This is a genomic window from Hyalangium versicolor (genome assembly GCF_020103695.1).
GTDB lineage: Bacteria > Myxococcota > Myxococcia > Myxococcales > Myxococcaceae > Hyalangium > Hyalangium versicolor.
Window position 1 is genome coordinate 179,761 of the sequence record NZ_JAHXBF010000008.1, and the last position, 15,947, is coordinate 195,707.

Below are 15,947 nucleotides of genomic sequence, written 5' to 3' on the forward strand. Positions count from 1 at the left end.
GAGGGACATGGCCGACAAGCGCCGGTTCGATCTCTTCGCTCAGTTCATCGTGGAACGCTTCGTCGCCCCTCGCATCTTCGACATTGCTGGCGGTCAGGGCCGGCTCAACGATGCGCTGAGCCGTTTGGGACGGAGCGTCACCACGTTTGATCTGCGCCACAAACACCTACCTGTGCGATTCGCCCAGAGGGCCTTCACTCTGGAGGAACCCTGCGAGGCGGATCTGCTCGTGGGGATGCACCCGGACGGTGCGACGCGGATCATCATTGAATACGCCGCGACCCACCGGCTGCCGTTCGCGGTGGTTCCGTGCTGTTCCGACAACAGCATGCCGTACAATCCTTGGATGCGGCACCTCGCGGAACTGGCGCGTGAGCGCGGGTTCCCCGTGGTGCAGGAACACAGCTTGCCCATGGATGGTCGCGCCCGGGTGCTCCTGGGCGAGTTCTCTTGAGGAGTGGCTTCGTGCAAGTCCTACTCTTGAAGGTGCCTCCGCAGCAGGGTGATGAGCTGGCGTCTCGCCTCGCACGGGAGGGCAGCCATGAGGTGCAACTCCGCCGCGTCGAGCGGCTGGAGGAGCTCTCTGGCTCCATGCCTCCCGGGCTGTTGGTGCTGGGAGATGCGGGAGGCCCGCTCGAGGAGCTCATCGAGTTGTGTCGCTATGTCGATGCCCGCCGGTCTCCCGCGCAGACGTGGCTGACGGTGCTGACGCGCCGCGAGGCCGCCGAGCAGGAAGCGCTGGCCCAGGTGGGGGCGGACGAGTGCCTCGCGCCACCTGGCGAGGGCTGGGGCGTGCGGCTCCTCGCGCTGCGCCGGCGCCTGCAGCCGGAGAGCATCCAGGCTCCCGAGCTGGCGCGAATGGAGCAGCCGCGGCTGAGCCCTCGGGAGGCGCTGTACGTGCTGCTCTCGAGCACCTCGGCGGATATCGGCCATGACTTCTTCCAGTTGCTGGTGGCGCAGCTTGCCTCGGCGTTCCGGGTCTCGGTGGCCATGGTGGGGGCGCTCGTCGCCGAGCAGGAGCAATTGCAGACGTTGGCGATCTGGTCGGAGGAGGGGCAGGGCAAGAGCCTGACCTGGCCGCTGCGGGGCTCGCCTCACCAGCAGGTGGTGATGCACGGCAGCGCCCACTATACGCACGGCGTCCGGGAGCGGTTCCCAGGGGATGCGAACCTCCAGCGGTTCGAGGCCGAGGGCTACCTGGGCGTGGTGCTGAAGGATCCCCGGCAGCGTCCCATCGGAGTGCTGGCCGTGGCGCACAAGGAGCCGCTGGAGGCCGGGTTCATCGACTACGCGCTCCTGGGCGCCTTGGGAGCTCGCGCTGGCGCGGAGCTGGCTCGCATCCACGTGCAGTCCGAGCTGGAGCACACGCGGGACTTCCTCCACAACACCCTCAACGCGCTGCCGGATCCCGTCTTCGTCAAGGACCGCGCGCACCGGCTTGTCGCGATGAACAGCGCGCTGTGCCGGCTCCTCGGGCGCACGGAAGAGGAGCTGCGCGGTACGTCCGATTACGATCTCGCCCCGGCGCGCGAGGCGGACCTGCTGTGGAAGAGGGATGAGGAGGTCTTCGTCTCCGGCAAGCCGAGCGAGAGTGAGGAGACCCACTCGGACAGCGCTGGCAATGCGCGCATCTTCATCACGAAGAAGGCCCCCTTCACGGGCGCGGATGGCGAGCCGTTCCTCGTCGGAGTGCTTCGGGACATCACCGAGTCGCGCCGGATGGAGATGCAGTTGCGGTTGGCGGACCGGATGGCTTCCGTGGGGATGCTGGCGGCGGGCGTGGCGCACGAGATCAACAACCCGTTGGCCTATCTCTCCTCCAATCTGACCTTCGTCGCCGAGAACCTCTCGCAAGAGGCGCTGACGCCCGAGCAGCGCACGGAGCTGCGGGATGCCGTGCTGGAGTCGCTGGAGGGTGCTGGGCGGCTGCGCGTCATCATCCAGGACTTGAAGTCCTTCTCGCGTGCGGATGACGACACCCAGGGGCAGGTGGACGTGCAGCGAGTCATCCAGGGCGCGCTGCGGCTGATGCGCAACGAGTTCCAGCACCGGGCTCGGCTCGTGCGGTCGCTCGAGATCGTCCCCGCTGTCCGGGGCAATGAGGCGCGGCTGGGCCAGGTGGTCGTCAACCTCCTGGTGAATGCGTTGCAGGCCTTCCCGGCGGATCGCCCCGCGGATCAGAACCGCATCACCCTGTCGACGCGCTGCCAGGGCGAGTGGGTCCATATCGAGGTGGAGGACAACGGGCAGGGGATGACGCCGGAGATTCAGCAGCGCATCTTCGAGCCCTTCTTCACCACCAAGCCGCAAGGGGTGGGCACGGGGCTGGGGCTGTCCATCTGCAACAACCTCATCCAGATCATGGGCGGCTGGATCGAGGTCCAGAGCAAGCCGGGATGGGGGAGCGTCTTCCGGTTGGTGCTCCCGTCCTTCGATGCGAAGGGCGATGGCGTCAAGGGCACGGTGCAGCCGAAGGTGGGCATGAAGATCCAGGCCCAGGGGCCTCGGAGACGAGTGCTGCTCATCGACGATGAACTCGCGGTGGGCAAGTCGGTACGGCGCCTGCTGAGGGATGCGCACGAGGTGGAAGTGCTCCAGGATGCGCGCGAGGCGCTCCAGCGGATCGCCAGCGGCGAGCGCTATGACGCCATCGTCTGCGACGTGATGATGCAGGAGATGAACGGGGTGCAGTTCTTCCAGGAACTGGAGCGCCGCTCGCCGGAGCTGGCGCGGCACACCGGCCTCATCACCGGCGGCGTGTTCAATCCACAGGCCCGAGAGTTCATCGAGACTCGATCGATCGATTTGCTGCAGAAGCCCTTCGAGCGCGAGAGCCTGCGGAAATTCGTTGAGCGCCTGTGCGGCTGAGGGGCGGCGCGCTGGGGCTCAGTTGATGTTGTACCAGTGCGCGAAGAGGTAGAGGAACATGCCCTGGAGGAGCGCGCCTGCGCAGATGCAGGGCGACAGGAGGGAAGGGCGGCGCGTCATCCAAACGCCGAGCGGGAGGAAGGCGGGCCAGCAGGATGCGCTGTAGCGGCCCAGTCCGGCGAGCCCCACCGTCCAGAGGGTCAGCATGAGCCCCACCGCGAAGGCCGCGAACACGCGCCATCGGGGCTCCCGAAGCAGCAGCACCGCGCCGATGCCAGGGACCAGGGAGAAGAGGACGTAGAGGTAGATCTCCAGGGGCAGCGCGTTGCCTCGGAGCAGGTCTCCGAGTCCGAACCAGGCCAGCTCTCCCCAGCCCTCCTTGCGGTGCGTCCACCAGGCGAACGGCTCGCCGCGGGTGGCTCCGAGGTAGAGCATGTAGAGCGAGGCGCAGCCGAAGGGCAGGAGGAGCCCGAGGAAGGCCGGGTGCAGCAGGAAGCGCCGGGGGTGGAAGCCGCGCTCCCGAAGCTGCGCGGTGAGCAGGGACAGCCCGGCGACGATGGTGAGGTGCCGAGCGAGGACTCCAAGCCCCAGGACACCGCCCGCCACCACGTGTCTCCCGCGCAGGGCGAGGAGCACGGCCAGCGCGCTGGTGAGCACCATGAGCGACTCGGGGTAGCCGGCGGCCTGGAAGAAGGCGAAGGGGAAGGCTGCGAAGAGGCTCAGGCCGGCGCGAGCCACCTGTTCACCCTCGGCCTCCAGGAAGACTCGGTACACGGCGAGCAGAGCGCCCAGGCCGGCCAGGTTTGCCAGCAACACGAGACTGATGGGCACGGAGAGGCCCGTGAGCCACGAGAGCCCTTTGCCCAGCAGGGGGAAGAGCGGGAAGAAGTTGGTCCAGAAGGGCTCCCGGTACCCGTCGAGCGCGATGTGTGTGTAGTAAAGGCAGTCCCAACGGCAGAGGCCCCCGAGCGAGGGCACCTCGAGGAGCTTGGGGCCGTCGAAGTGGAGCCTCGGATCCATTCGCAGCGACCAGCTCGTGAGGGCGAGGATGGCGGCGCGGGTGAAGAGGAACACGGCCACGGGGAAGGCGGCCCAGCGCAGGCGGCTCATGGGGTCGCTCGCTTGAGCAGGATGCAATCTTCGCCCTCGGGCTCCAGGACCTGGGTCCAGCCACCCTCGTGTTGCAGCGCATCTGGCAGGACGCTGCCCGGTCCCGTCCGATTCCACAGCACGTAGTCGGGCGAATAGCGCGCCAGGGCGTCCCGCCAGCCCGGCAGCCCGTACACGAACTTGTCGTAGTCATCGTGGATGGACTGGGGGAAGGGATCATTTCGGCTGTCGATGAAGACCTTGTACTCGGGGCCGGCGAAGTAGGAGAGGGCTCCACCCATGATGAAGCGGTTGAGGACCTTGCCGGGAGGCAGCGTCTTCAGCGTGTCGAAGCAGGCCAGCGGGAAGCGGCCGGGGTAGATCCGCTCGCGGACCGTGGCTGGGTGGAGCGCGGCGGAGAGCGCCAGGACGGCGAGCACCAGGAAAGGCCACGCGGTTCCACCCGCTCGTTGGATCCAGGCAGTGCTCCATCCATCCAGAGTTCTCCAGGCGGCGCGGAAGGCTTCAGGGAGTGCCGAGGGCGCGAGGCGGTGGTGGTGCTCGGCGATGAAGACGGCCAGGAGCAGCGCGGCGAAGGGAGCGTGCCGCTGGGCGCCGAGGGAGGCCACTGTGAGCCCGAGCGTGGGCAGGAGGATGGCCCAGGCGCGAGGGCGGGCGCCGCCGCAGACGAAGGTCGCGAGGAAGGCGAGGGCCAGATGGTACCGCGCCCAGCGCAGGGTGAGGTCCAGCGGCTGCCATTCCTCCAGGGTCTGGGTGGAGGCGAGGGCCGAGTGGAGGATGGGATAGAGGTAGATGCTCGGGCCGCTGGGAGAGAGCGCCGAGGCGAGGTACGCGAGCCCAGTGGCTCCCAGGGCCAGGGCACAGCGGCGGCGGTGCGTGGTGTCTCCGCCATCGATCAGCGCGCCGACCGCGGTGGAGCCCAGCAGGGCAGGGCCCAGGAGCCAGCTGCCGTGCAGGTTGGCCCAGAGGACACACAGCGGGATGAGCAGCCAGGGCGCGCGTTCGCTGCCCCGTCGCCACGCCTGCGTCAGCAGGACGGCGAGGGCAAAGAGGACATGGCCCAGGTGGTAGGGCCGTTCCTGGTACCAGGTGAAGGCCTGCGCCACGAGCGCCAGGGCCAGCACTCCCAGCTCGACGAGTCCGGGTGAGGAGGCGACGGAACGGATGGCACTCCAGGCGAGCACCACGAAGGTGGCAACGAGGGTGGCGACAAGCAGCTCGGGACCGGCGGCGCCGAAGATGCGCAGGGAGAGCTCGGCGAGGATGCCGAAGCCCCACTCATGAGGCACCCAGCCGGCCGTGCCGGTGACGCTGAACGGGTCCAGGCGGGAGAAGCCATGTGCGAGGATCCACCGGGCCCCGGCGAGGTGGAAGAACAGATCATAGTTCTTGAGGGGCGACAGGGCGATGGGCACCGTCACCAGGAGTGCCAGCACCGCCGCCGGGCCGGGGAGGAGTCTTCTCACGGCTGGGCAGTCTAACCGCGGTTCTCGCGAGAGCCGCTTGCATCTGCACGCCCGCGCCTGTTGAGTCCGCCCCGGCGACCCAGGGGAGTCCTGGGCCCCCGAGAGGGAGAGCATGGCGTCGCGGAAGATCACCGTCCCCCGAGAGGCTGCCGGAGAGCGGCTGGACAAGCACCTGTCGAAACATGTGCCGGGCCTCTCGCTGGAGCGGGCTCGCACGCTGATTGCGCAGGGGCAGGTGCGCATTCGCGGGAAGAAATGCCAGCCCACGCGCAAGCTCTGGGGAGGCGAGGAGATCGAACTCGACCAGCCACCTCCAAGGGCGCCTCCCAGGCGTCATGTGGAGGGGCCGGAGCTCCCCGTGCTCCATGACGACGAGACCATGGTCATCATCAACAAGCCTCCGGGGCTCGTGGTGGAGCCAGGGGGCTCGGAGCCCTCGGTGGTGGAGTTGGTGGCGGCGAGGTTGCCGCCCTTCGATGTCGAGGGCGTGGCGCAGCCCGGCGTCGTGCACCGGCTGGATCGGGAGACGAGTGGCTGTCTCGTGCTCGCGCGCACCGATGAGGCCGTGGCGGCGCTCGATCGCGCGTTCCAGGAGAAGCGGGTGGACAAGCGCTACTGGACACTCGTGCTGGGAGAGGCTCCCGAGAAGGGGCGGCTGGAGGGCCCCTATGGTCGCGACCCGAAGGATCCTCGCAAGTTCACCACACGCGTTCCGTCCGCGCGCCGGGCCGTGTTGTCCTATGAGGTGCGGGAGCGGCTCCACGGTGCGACGCTGCTGGAGGTGAAGCTGGAGACCGGACGTACGCACCAGATCCGCGTCCAGCTCTCCGAGGCGGGCTACCCCGTCCTCGGTGATGCCATCTATGGCCCCGCGGAGACACGCGCACACGCGGCTGCGAGAGAACTGGGACGCCAGGCCCTGCACGCGCTGCGGCTCGCCCTGCCACGTCCCGCCTCGGGAGAACTCATCCAGGTGGAAGCCCCCCTGCCCGAGGACTTTCAGCGGGCCCTGGCGCTGCTGCGCGCCTGACCCCTGTCGGGCGAGACCACTGCCAACTGGTATGCTGGTCGTACCAGCTCAGGAACTACATTGCCGCCCATGAATGTCGAGCATGTCTCGCCGCCGGGCCCTCGCTGGCTCTACCTCCACGGCTTCGCCTCGGGCCCCGAGTCCGCCAAGGGTGTGGCGCTCTCGGCGCACTACGCCCGGTACGGCATCCCCCTGGAGCGGCTGAACCTGCGCCAGCCCTCGCTGGAGCACCTGCGCCTGAGCGCGATGATGCGCACGGTTCGTGAAGCCATCGGCGGAGAGCGGGATCGGGCCATCCTCTTTGGCTCGAGCCTGGGAGGGCTGACGGCGTGCCGGGTGGCGGAGGAGGACGCGCGGGTGTGTGCGCTGGTGCTCTTGGCTCCGGCACTTCGGGCCATGGAGCAATTGAGGCGCCGCGCGGGCGAGGCTGGCATGCGCCGCTGGGAGCAGACGGGCTGGATGGAGACACAGGACTACGCCGAGAAGCGGATGGTCCGGGTGGACTTCGGCTTCGTCCCGGATCTGAAGGCCATCGACGCACGGTCCGGCGGGTGGCCCGATGTCCGGGTTCCCACGCTCATTCTCCACGGGCGTCAGGATGACACGGTCGACATCCACGCCTCTCGGCAGTGGGCGCGAGGCAAGCGGCACGTGCGGCTCGTGGAAGTGGATGACGGCCACGAGCTGGTGGCCTCGCTCGGGCGCATCACCGCCGAGGCCGACGACTTCCTGCGGCCCTTTCTGGCTCCCGTGGGAGCCTGAGCGCCGCGGCGGGGACTACAGCTTGGGGGAGAGCGGGTCGACCTCGGCCAGCAGCTTGGTCATCCGCGCCTCGTCGATGCGGGACACGATGCGCTGCTGCTCGTGCACGTCGCGCACCGTCTTGGCCAGGCTGAAGGTGGAGCCCACGGTGAAGAGCATCCCCATGCCCAGGAAAGACTTCATCCAGCCATCCACCGGGAGGAACCAGACCCCCATGGCCGTCACGCCCACGGCGAGGATCCAGGAGACCCAGGTCTGGACGACCCAGGCGTTGCTGTGGGCGGGCTGGATGGCTTGGGTATTGGGGGCGCGGCTCATGGGATTCCTCCGGGGTTCGGTTGCGTTGACGGGAAGAAGAGTGCCCCTTTTCTTCGCCAACTGCATGGAACTAATCCATGGCCATTCGATAACGTGGGGTGAATGATTCAGCTCCAGCGGCTCGAAGGCTTCTACTGGGTGGCGAAGTGCGAGGGCTATGCACGCGCCGCCCGTTCGTTTCCGTACCCCATCACCCAGCCCGGCGTGCACCAGCAGGTGAAGCGGCTGGAGACCGAGATGGGCGTGCGGCTCTTCGAGCGGGTGGGGAAGGACCGCGTCGTCCTCACGTCCGAGGGCCGCGCGCTCTACTCCTACGTCGCGCCCTTCCTGGAGGGACTGCCCGTCGTGGAGCGCTCGCTGCGCTCGGGCGAGGTGGGTGGGCGCTTGCGCATCCATGCCTCGGGCCATGTGCTCCGCTACCTGCTGCCCCCGTGGCTGCGGCGGTTGCACAGCCAGCGGCTCGATATCGAGGTGGAGCTCTTCGAGGCCAAGGTCCCCGCGGTGGAGCTCGTGCGCTCGGGAGATGCGGACCTGCTGGTGGACCACCTGTCCGAACTCCCCAGGGATCTCGAGACACGCAAGGTGGGCAGCACGCGCCCCTTCCTCGTGTTCCCCTCCAACCACGCGCTCGCCCGGAAGGGCCCGGTGGATCCCCGGCAACTCGGGGATGAGCCCTTCATCGCCTACAGCGCGGACCTCCAGCTGCGGGAGCTCCAGCTCACGGCGCTCGCGCAGCATGGCGTGAGGCCACGGCGGCTCCATGCGGCGGACTCCTCGGAGACGATCCTCGGCTTCGTCGCCGCCGGGTTGGGCTACTCGCTGCTGGCCTCGCTGTTACCGAAGGGGCCTCGGGTGCCGGGAGTCATCGCGCAGCCGCTCACCCAGTCGGTCCGCGAGTTCCCCATCTACGCGGCCTGGCGCAAGAGCGCGCATGCCGACCCATTGCTCGGGGTGCTGCTCTCGCTGGCTCCCCAACCTTGAGGGAGCCAGGAGGTTGCCGGGGCTAGATGCGCTCCCGGTCCTTCGTCACGATGGGGAGGTGCTCCGGCGCGAGCTGCTGCAGGGAGGTGGAGGGCGCGCGGTCCATCAGCCCCCGCAGCTCCAACTGCCGCTCGAGGTAGTCCACCCGGGCCTGGAGCTGCTGCACCTGGGAAGCGCCGAGCTGCGCCTCTCGGAGGCGGATGAAGGCCTCCACCAGCGGTTTGAGCGAGAAGCGGAGGGTCAGTCCCAGCAGGGGGATACCGCAAGTCATTCCCACGATGAGCACCACCGTGATCGCTTCGGTCGGTTCCATTGCGTTGTTCCTCGTGCGCTGGGCGTCAGGGCTCCAGGCTCTGGAGCTACGCGGGAGCGCGCGAACGATTTCATCACAAGTGAGGCGCGATCCCTCATCGTGGATGTGCGCTGTGGTGTCTTGCAACGCCCTCCCGTGAAGGAAAGTTGAGTCCTTTCCAGTGTTTCCACCTGAGCACAGGCCTTGCACCGCCGTTCCTTGCGCTCCGTGAGGCGATCACGGACGAAGGCCCCTCAGTGGAGGTTCTCCGATGATTCCAGATGACGCGAAGAGCCCTGCCTCGACGGAGCGGGAGGCGCTGTGCCCCACGCGGGTGCGCCCCGAGGGATGGGAGCCGACTTCGGAGCAGTGGTGGGCATCTCCCCAGGCTTCGAGTGGAACCCTGCCCAAGACGCTGGTTCCGATGGCCAGCTCGGACGATCCGCTCGTGGGACTGGAGCTCGGCAGCTTCCGGATCGTGCGCAAGCTGGGTGGCGGCGGCATGGGGACGGTCTACCTGGCCGAGCACACCCTCATCGGCAGCAAGGTGGCGGTGAAGTTCCTCCATGAGCACTTCGCCTCCAACGAGACGCTGATCCAGCGCTGCATGGCCGAGGCGCGCATCGTCAACCTCATCGGCCACGAGAACATCATCAACATCTTCGACACGAACGTGCTGCCGCCCCGGCGGCACTACCTGGTCATGGAGTACCTGGAGGGCAGTCCGCTCACGGTGTTGACGGGCGCGCCGGTGGAGCCCTCGGTGGCCGTGCCCATCCTTACCCAGGTCTGCGATGCGCTCCAGGCAGCGCACTTCTGCGGCGTGGTCCACCGCGATCTCAAGCCGGAGAATATCTTCCTGGTGCGGCGCGATCGCATGCAGCACTTCGTCAAGGTGCTGGACTTCGGCATCGCCAAGCTCACGGACAATGTGCCGCAGGAGCAGACCTCGGCGGGGACGCTGCTCGGCACTCCCGAGTACATGGCTCCCGAGCAGTGGTACGGCCATGCCGTGGATGGGCGGACGGATCTGTACGCGCTGGGGCTCATCGCCTACGAATTGCTCGTCGGCAGAGCAGCCTTCTCCAAGGGCGGGCTGGGGAGCCTGCTGCACGCCCACCTCATGGAGAGCCCGCCGGCGCCCCATGAAGTGAGGCCCGAGGTGCCGGTGGCGCTGTCGGACGTCATCATGCGTGCCATGGCCAAGCGCCCGGAGGATCGCTACAGCACCGCGGCCGAGATGCGGGAGGCCTTGGAGCAGGCGTTTCAGAGCATCGCCCCGCCCTCCACGGGCATCTCGGAGGAGGTTCCGATCGCGCCGGTTTCCTCTCCGGCTCCCGTGCCCGGAGGGTTGTCCGCGCGCGTCAACCTCCAGCCGGGGAGTCCCCCCGTCAGTCTGGCCTGCGTGGACGTGGCCCACGGCGGCGCCTTTCTGTGCACCGAGCAGACGCCGCCGCCGCTGCGCTCCCGGTTGTCGCTCGTCCTGGAGATGCAGGGACAGGAGCTACCCTGCGTGGCCGAGGTCGTCCACCACGTCAGCCCGGCTCAGGCCCTCGGTTGGAAGCGGAGCCCCGGCTTCGCCGTCCAATTCCAGGAGTTGTCCGAGGAGGCTCGCGAGCAGCTGGCGGGCATGGCGAAAGGCAAGGCCCCGAGGCTCGATGCTCCCAAGGAGACACCGAACGACTCCCAGGCGGAGTTGACGCTGGACCTGATGTTCCGGCGCGTGCGGACCGATCCCTATGCGCTGCTCTGTGTGCCGCTGGATGCCTCCTTCGAGGACGTCCGCAAGCATGCGCGCTCCACGTTCCGTTCCCTGGAGGACCTCGCCCACCGGCCTTTGTCGGCCCGGCAGCAGAGGGATGTCGAAGAGATGCGCTCGCGGGTGGAGAAGGCCGCGGACGTGCTCGGCCATGCGCGCCAGCGCATCGAGCACGACGCGTGGCGGAGCAACTTCATGGGGGTGGCCCGCTGCATCTCGAGCGGTATCTCCGTGAGCGAGATCGAAGCGTTGCAGGCCCGCTTCCTCGAGGAGCACCCAGGCGCGGCGGCCGCCGAGCAGATCCACGCCCATACCGCCACCGCTTGGGCCTCCCAGGGCCGGACCGACCTGGCGTTGCTGGAGTACGAGCGGGCGCTGCGGGCCAACCCGCTCCGGGTCTCCCTGCAGCAGCACTACTGGACGCTCAAACAGCGGAGGACGGGCTCCTCGCAGTCGCTGGGAGCCGTGCCGGAGAGAGATGTCTCGGCGCGCTGGCTGCGCTCGGAGCATCCCTAGCGGGCGGCCAGAGAGACCGTGGACACTTCCTCTGTCCGGGAGGGCACTCCCCAGCCTGTTCCGTTGCCGGGCGGGCACTGAAGCGCGACTTCCCCGCCCGAGCGCCAAAGCTTTGGTAGCGTAAGCCCATGAAGAAGCTTTTCATCGTGGTGCTTGCATTGGCCGTCCTGGGTGGCGGTGCCGCCGCAGGGGCGTTCCTGTGGGCGGAGAAAGGTGCGTCGACCCCCAAGGTCTCGGGGGAGGCCCCCGAGGTTGTCTTCGTCGTGAAGAAGGGGACGTCCGCGCGTGCACTGGGCCCGGAGCTCGTGTCGCAGGGGCTCATCGAGGATGCGCGGTTCTGGCGCTATCACCTCTGGCGGCGAGGCGGGCTGTCGGCGAAGGCCGGCCGCTTCAAGCTGCGCGCCTCCATGTCCATCGCTCAGATCGCCACGACGCTCGAGGGCCCGCCGCTGCCCGAGGATGTCCCCTTCGCCATGATCGAAGGGTGGCGCCTGCGGGACACCGATGCGGCGCTCGCCGCCAAGGGGCTCATCAAGCCGGGCGAGTACATTGCCGCGGCCAGCCGCCCCGATCGCTTCAAGGCCGCCTTCCCGCTCCCCACGCGCACGCTGGAGGGCTACCTCTATCCGGAGACCTACGCCGTCGTCCCTGATGGGTTCGACGTGGAGGCCTTCATCCAGCGGCAGCTCGACACGTTCGCCCTGCGCTTCTACGAGGCCCACAAGGACGAGATCGGGAAGGGCGGCCGGAGCTTGCATGACATCGTCGTGATGGCCTCCATGCTGGAGCGTGAAGAGCCCGAGCCTTCGCAGCGGCCGCTCGTCGCGGGCATCCTCTGGAAGCGCATCGACAAGGGCTTCCCGCTGGGCGTCGACGCCACCAGCCGCTACGAGCTGGCGGACTGGAACGAGCGCAAGGAGTTCCTCAAGCGGCTGCGCGACAGCACGGATCCGTACAACACCCGCACGCGTCCGGGGCTGCCTCCGGGGCCCATTGGTGCTCCGACGGTGGACTCGCTGCTCGCCGCGCTCCACCCCAAGGCGAGCGACTACTGGTACTACCTGCACGACTCCGAGAAGAAGCTCCACCCGTCGCGCAACGCCGAGGAGCACGAGGCCCTGCGCGTCAAATACAACGTGTACTGAGCCTCACTTCAGCTCGTTGCGCAGCGCGATGCGCGCCGCGTTGTGGCCGCACATGCCGTGGACACCTCCACCCGGCGGGGTGGAGGACGAGCACAGGTAGAGCCCCTTCAGGGGCGTCTTGTAGGGGTTCAGCCCCAGCACTGGCCGGGCGAGGATCTGCGAGAACATGTTCGCCCCGCCGGTGATGTCTCCGCCGATGAGGTTCGCGTTGTGGCGCTCCATCTCGGACGGCGTCATCACGCTGCGCGCGATGATGGTGTCCTTGAAGCCGGGAGCGAAGCGCTCCACCTGGCGCTCGATGCGGTCGGTGACGTCCAGGTCTCCTCCGTGGGGGACGTGGCAGTAGGCCCACGCGGTGTGCTTGCCAGCCGGTGCGCGGCTCGGCTCGAACGGGTACTGCACCAGCAGCACGTAGGGCTTCTCGGCGAAGCGGCCCTCCCAGGGATCCCGCTCGGCGCTGGAGAGCTCGTCGAAGGTGCCTCCCAGGTGGATCGTCCCGGCATCCCGGCATCCCGCCGCCTTCCACGGGATCGGCTCCGAGAGCGCCCAGTCCACCTTGTGCACGCCGGGGCCGTAGCGGAACGACTGCAGGCGCTTCGTGTAACGCGCGGGCAGCTTGTGGCCGGCGAGCTTCGCCAACTGCCGGGCGGTGACGTCGCAGAGGATGACCTTCGAGGGGGGCAGCTCGTCGATGTTGTCCACGCGCGCCTGGGTTTCGATCCGGCCCCCGAGCGAGCGCAGGATCGACACCAGCGCGTCCGCCAGCTTCTGTGAGCCTCCTCGGGCCACGGGCCAGCCTCCTGCATGGGCGCTGGTGCCGAGCACCAGCCCGAAGGCGCTGGTCCCCGTCCACTCGAGCGGCGCGATCGAATGTGCCGCCACACCCGCGAACAGGCCCTTGGCATGTTCTCCCTCGAACCACCCCTCCGCGAGGCTCCGGGCGGACCGGAGGGCCTTCAGCCCGAAGTTCGCCAGTGCGAAGGGATGTTTGGGCGCGGGAGGCAGCGGTCCCAGCAGGGCAGGGGCCAGCTTCTCCCAGTCCCGCACGAGCGGGCCGAACAGCTTCTTCCAGGCCACGCCGTCGCGCCCCAGCGTCTCTGCTGTCTGGTCCACCGAGCGATAGGCGACGCCCGCGTGTCCGTCATCCTGCGGATGGGCGAAGGAGGCCTGGGGATGGACGAGCTCCAGCCCATGTTCGGCCAGCGGCTGGCCGCGCAGGAACGGAGAGGCGAGCGCCAGCGCCTGCACGGTGGAGCAGATGTCGTGGATGAACCCCGGCAGCGTCAGCTCCGCCGAACGGCACGAGCCGCCCACGGTGGCATTGGCCTCGCGCACCAGCACCGAGCGCCCCGCCTGGGCCAGGGTGATGGCCGCCGCCAGGCCGTTGGGGCCTGCTCCAATCACGACTGCGTCATAGGACTCGCCCAAGGTGGGGGGACTCTATCTCCGAGGCCCTGGCGGAAGAATAGAACTTGGCCTCGACGGGAGAGAGGGAGCGGGGAGTCTCATCCCACTTTGTAGGTGAGGTGCACAAACTTTCCCTGCGGGGTTGGCCTTCGCTCTCAAACAAGGGCTGAAGATCGCCTTCCAGCACGCGCGTTCGTCCGCCCGCCTGCTGGACGGAGCCTCGTCCGCGGCTGTGCCGCGCCGGTGATCGCGATCCTACCTTGAGGGCATGAACGCCGAGGCACTGGCCATCCTCGATGAAGGCACGAGCGGGGAATGCCATCTGACGATCGGAGACCGGGAGCTGCGGCTGACCCATCTGGAGAAGCCGTTCTGGCCCCAGTTGGGCATCACCAAGGGAGATCTGCTGCGCTACTACGCCCAGGTGGCGCCGGTGTTGCTGCCCCACCTGAGCGATCGCGCCATGGTGATGAAGCGCTATCCGAATGGGGCTTTCGGGCCGTTCTTCTTCATGAAGCGCGCTCCCGAGCCGCGCCCGGCCTGGCTGCGCACGTGCTCCGTGACGCACTCCTCGGGGAACGTCATCGACTTCCCGGTGGTGGATGACCTGGCGGCACTGCTGTGGACGGTGAACCTGGGCTGCATCGATCTGAATCCCTGGTACGCGCGCTGCGATGACGTGCAGCGGCCCGACTACCTGCACTTCGATCTGGACCCCTTTCAGGCCACCTGGGAGCAGGTGGTGGAGACGGGGCTGGTCCTGCGGCAGGTGCTCGAGGGCCTGAAGATGCCGACGCTGGTGAAGACCTCTGGCTCGAAGGGGCTGCACGTCTATGTGCCCATCCGCCGCGGCCCGACGCAGAAGCAGGTATGGACGATCGCCAAGGCGCTGGCGCAGGAACTGGCCGGTAAGTACCCGGAGCTCATCACCTCCGAGTACCGGATTGCCAGGCGTCCACGGGGACGCGTGCTCGTGGACTACAACCAGAACGCGTGGGGGCGCACGTTGGCGTCCATCTACTCGGTGCGCCCTACGGCCCATGCCAGCGTGTCCACTCCTGTCACCTGGGAGGAACTGGAGGCTGGCGCGCGCATTGAGGACTTCACCCTGAAGAACGTGCCCGCGCGCATCGAGCGCCAGGGCGACCTCTGGAAGCCGCTCCTGGCCTCCAAGGGGAGGGTCGAGCTGGAGAGGTTCCTATGAGACCGCCTCGCACCGCCGCGCCCGCGACCTGGACCACACTGGAGCTGCCGCTCACTCCGCCATACCCGCCCATGGAGGCGGAGCTGGTGCGGGAGATTCCCGAAGGGGACACCTGGCAGTACGAGCCCAAGTGGGATGGCTTCCGGTGCGTGGCCTACCGGGATGGGGAGCATGTGGAGTTGCAGTCCAAGGCTGGGCAGCCACTGGGCCGGTACTTTCCGGAGCTCGTGGCCGCGGTGCGCGAGCTGTCGCCCAAGCGCTTCGTGATCGACGGGGAGATCGTCATCCCGGAGGACGGTGGGCTCTCGTTCGATGCGCTGTTGATGCGCATCCACCCGGCGGCCAGCCGTGTGGCCATGCTCGCGAAGCAGAGCCCATCGCGGTTCTACGTGTTCGACATGCTCGTGGACACGCGGGGGCAGAGGCTCACGGAGAAGCCGCTGCTCCAGAGGCGAGAGAAGCTGGAGGACTTTGCCTCGCGCTACCTGGACGCGAAGGGGCAGATCCGGCTGTCTCCCGCGACTTGCTCGGAGAAGGTGGCTCGGGCGTGGCTGGGGTCGCCAGGGATGGACGGGGTGATCGCCAAGCGGCTCACCGCCAGGTACGAGTCGGGTGAGCGCACGGGGATGGTGAAGGTGAAGCCGCAGCGCACCGCGGACTGCGTGGTGGGCGGCTTCCGCTGGGCGGAGAACCGGAAGAGTGGGGTGGGCTCGCTGCTGCTCGGGCTCTATGACGAGGACGGGCTGCTGCATCACGTGGGGTACTGCTCGAGCTTCTCCGCCAAGGAGAAGAAGGAGCTGGTCGAGACGCTCGAATCGATTCGCGGCGGGCCCGGGTTCACGGGCAAGGCCCCCGGAGGCCCGAGCCGCTGGAGCAAGCGGGATGGGGCCTGGGAACCTCTTCAGACGCGGCTCGTGATGGAGGTGGGGTACGACCATTTCAGCCAGGGGCGTTTCCGGCACGGCACGCAGTTTCTGCGCTGGCGGCCCGACAAGGCCCCCGAGCAGTGCCTGATGGAGCAAGTGCTGCTGCGTCGCGCTCGGGCCGAGGTTCCGCTCGTGGAGTACGGGGACTCCGCGAGTCCGTGAC

The 15,947-nt window shown here is 68.2% G+C and carries 14 protein-coding genes; 9 read left to right on the forward strand and 5 right to left on the reverse strand.

From position 1 onward, the window contains the following. The first annotated feature begins 7 nt into the window (after positions 1–7). A complete protein-coding gene (locus KY501_RS18435) occupies positions 8–454 on the forward strand; it encodes a hypothetical protein (protein ID WP_224364491.1) in 447 nt (148 codons plus the stop codon). Between the two features lie 11 nt (positions 455–465). Beyond that, entirely contained in the window at positions 466–2,868 is a 2,403-nt protein-coding gene (locus tag KY501_RS18440; RefSeq protein WP_224364492.1) for an ATP-binding protein, read from the forward strand. A gap of 18 nt (positions 2,869–2,886) precedes the next feature. Here the strand turns inward: KY501_RS18440 and KY501_RS18445 are convergent, their stop codons facing one another. Together KY501_RS18445 and KY501_RS18450 are read right to left on the reverse strand one after the other, a co-directional pair. After that, positions 2,887–3,978 (reverse strand): putative hexosyltransferase, encoded by a 1,092-nt coding sequence (locus KY501_RS18445; RefSeq protein WP_224364493.1) that lies wholly within the window; start codon positions 3,976–3,978, stop codon positions 2,887–2,889. Further along, entirely contained in the window at positions 3,975–5,444 is a 1,470-nt protein-coding gene (locus KY501_RS18450) for a hypothetical protein (RefSeq protein ID WP_224364494.1), read from the reverse strand. The genes KY501_RS18445 and KY501_RS18450 overlap by 4 nt, the downstream gene beginning before the upstream one ends. 112 nt (positions 5,445–5,556) lie before the next feature. Between KY501_RS18450 and KY501_RS18455 the strand changes: the two genes are divergently transcribed. Both KY501_RS18455 and KY501_RS18460 read left to right on the forward strand, forming a co-directional pair. Continuing rightward, entirely contained in the window at positions 5,557–6,474 is a 918-nt protein-coding gene (locus tag KY501_RS18455) for an RluA family pseudouridine synthase (RefSeq protein ID WP_224364495.1), read from the forward strand. Between the two features lie 69 nt (positions 6,475–6,543). Then, positions 6,544–7,236: a YqiA/YcfP family alpha/beta fold hydrolase gene (locus tag KY501_RS18460; RefSeq protein WP_224364496.1), complete on the forward strand. Its 693-nt coding sequence runs from the start codon at positions 6,544–6,546 to the stop codon at positions 7,234–7,236. A 15-nt stretch (positions 7,237–7,251) separates the two neighbouring features. Here KY501_RS18460 and KY501_RS18465 read toward each other — a convergent pair whose 3' ends face one another. Then, positions 7,252–7,554, reverse strand: a complete 303-nt coding sequence (locus KY501_RS18465) for a YiaA/YiaB family inner membrane protein (RefSeq protein ID WP_224364497.1) — start codon at positions 7,552–7,554, stop codon at positions 7,252–7,254. Positions 7,555–7,656: 102 nt separating this feature from the next. On the opposite strand from KY501_RS18465, the gene KY501_RS18470 reads away from it, so the two are divergent. After that, on the forward strand, positions 7,657–8,535 hold the full coding sequence (locus tag KY501_RS18470) for a LysR family transcriptional regulator (protein WP_224364498.1): 879 nt from the start codon (positions 7,657–7,659) through the stop codon (positions 8,533–8,535). Between the two features lie 22 nt (positions 8,536–8,557). On the opposite strand, the gene KY501_RS18475 is transcribed toward KY501_RS18470, so the two are convergent. Then, positions 8,558–8,848, reverse strand: a complete 291-nt coding sequence (locus tag KY501_RS18475; RefSeq protein WP_224364499.1) for a hypothetical protein — start codon at positions 8,846–8,848, stop codon at positions 8,558–8,560. Between the two features lie 250 nt (positions 8,849–9,098). Between KY501_RS18475 and KY501_RS18480 the strand changes: the two genes are divergently transcribed. Both KY501_RS18480 and mltG read left to right on the forward strand, forming a co-directional pair. Next, positions 9,099–11,102 (forward strand): serine/threonine-protein kinase, encoded by a 2,004-nt coding sequence (locus KY501_RS18480; protein WP_224364500.1) that lies wholly within the window; start codon positions 9,099–9,101, stop codon positions 11,100–11,102. Between the two features lie 128 nt (positions 11,103–11,230). Then, entirely contained in the window at positions 11,231–12,247 is a 1,017-nt protein-coding gene (gene mltG / locus KY501_RS18485) for an endolytic transglycosylase MltG (protein ID WP_224364501.1), read from the forward strand. 3 nt (positions 12,248–12,250) lie between these two features. On the opposite strand, the gene KY501_RS18490 is transcribed toward mltG, so the two are convergent. After that, positions 12,251–13,675 (reverse strand): phytoene desaturase family protein, encoded by a 1,425-nt coding sequence (locus KY501_RS18490; RefSeq protein WP_224364502.1) that lies wholly within the window; start codon positions 13,673–13,675, stop codon positions 12,251–12,253. Between the two features lie 247 nt (positions 13,676–13,922). Between KY501_RS18490 and ligD the strand changes: the two genes are divergently transcribed. Together ligD and KY501_RS18500 are read left to right on the forward strand one after the other, a co-directional pair. After that, positions 13,923–14,858: a non-homologous end-joining DNA ligase gene (gene ligD, locus KY501_RS18495; protein WP_224364503.1), complete on the forward strand. Its 936-nt coding sequence runs from the start codon at positions 13,923–13,925 to the stop codon at positions 14,856–14,858. Continuing rightward, positions 14,855–15,946: an ATP-dependent DNA ligase gene (locus KY501_RS18500; RefSeq protein WP_224364504.1), complete on the forward strand. Its 1,092-nt coding sequence runs from the start codon at positions 14,855–14,857 to the stop codon at positions 15,944–15,946. The genes ligD and KY501_RS18500 overlap by 4 nt, the downstream gene beginning before the upstream one ends. Position 15,947 lies beyond the last annotated feature (1 nt).

Coding starts and splice junctions, on each gene's coding strand:
- KY501_RS18435 (WP_224364491.1), top strand. CDS start 8: ATGGCCGACAAGCGCCGGTTCGATCTCTTCGCTCAGTTCATCGTGGAA.
- KY501_RS18445 (WP_224364493.1), bottom strand. CDS start 3,978: ATGAGCCGCCTGCGCTGGGCCGCCTTCCCCGTGGCCGTGTTCCTCTTC.
- KY501_RS18455 (WP_224364495.1), top strand. CDS start 5,557: ATGGCGTCGCGGAAGATCACCGTCCCCCGAGAGGCTGCCGGAGAGCGG.
- KY501_RS18460 (WP_224364496.1), top strand. CDS start 6,544: ATGAATGTCGAGCATGTCTCGCCGCCGGGCCCTCGCTGGCTCTACCTC.
- KY501_RS18465 (WP_224364497.1), bottom strand. CDS start 7,554: ATGAGCCGCGCCCCCAATACCCAAGCCATCCAGCCCGCCCACAGCAAC.
- KY501_RS18470 (WP_224364498.1), top strand. CDS start 7,657: ATGATTCAGCTCCAGCGGCTCGAAGGCTTCTACTGGGTGGCGAAGTGC.
- KY501_RS18475 (WP_224364499.1), bottom strand. CDS start 8,848: ATGGAACCGACCGAAGCGATCACGGTGGTGCTCATCGTGGGAATGACT.
- KY501_RS18480 (WP_224364500.1), top strand. CDS start 9,099: ATGATTCCAGATGACGCGAAGAGCCCTGCCTCGACGGAGCGGGAGGCG.
- mltG (WP_224364501.1), top strand. CDS start 11,231: ATGAAGAAGCTTTTCATCGTGGTGCTTGCATTGGCCGTCCTGGGTGGC.
- ligD (WP_224364503.1), top strand. CDS start 13,923: ATGAACGCCGAGGCACTGGCCATCCTCGATGAAGGCACGAGCGGGGAA.
- KY501_RS18500 (WP_224364504.1), top strand. CDS start 14,855: ATGAGACCGCCTCGCACCGCCGCGCCCGCGACCTGGACCACACTGGAG.